Annotated in this window: 1 protein-coding gene; it reads right to left on the bottom strand. The window is 70.5% G+C overall.

Annotation, left to right across the window (positions count from 1 at the left end; genetic code table 11):
- The coding region (locus QMX82_RS26245; protein WP_282288815.1) for a pyridoxal-phosphate dependent enzyme at positions 1 to 315 on the bottom strand (315 nt) is incomplete at both ends.

Genomic DNA, 315 nt, shown 5'->3' with positions numbered 1-315 from the left:
TGGCCACGGTGCCCTGGCCGGCGATGACGTCCGGATCGTCATAGGGCGGCACGAAGGTGTAGCCCTGCTCCTCGACCAGGCGCAGCGCCTCGGCCAGGGCCTCGGGAAAGGCGTCGCCGTGCAGCACCACCTCACCGCCACGGGACTGCACGCCGATGACCTTGAGCTCCGGCGTGGTGCGCGGCATCACGATGATCGCTCGCACGCCCAACTCGCGGGCCGCCAGGGACAGGCCCTGGGCATGGTTGCCGGCGCTGGCGGTGATCACCCCACGGGCCTTCTCGCTGGCCGAGAGACTGGCCAGCTTGGTATAGG

The sequence above is a fragment of the Pseudomonas sp. PS02302 genome, assembly GCF_029959585.1.
In the GTDB taxonomy this organism is placed as follows: Bacteria; Pseudomonadota; Gammaproteobacteria; order Pseudomonadales; family Pseudomonadaceae; genus Chryseomonas; species Chryseomonas aestiva.
Note: the sequence above shows the minus strand (reverse complement) of the source record. Positions and strands in the feature narration are given on the sequence as shown.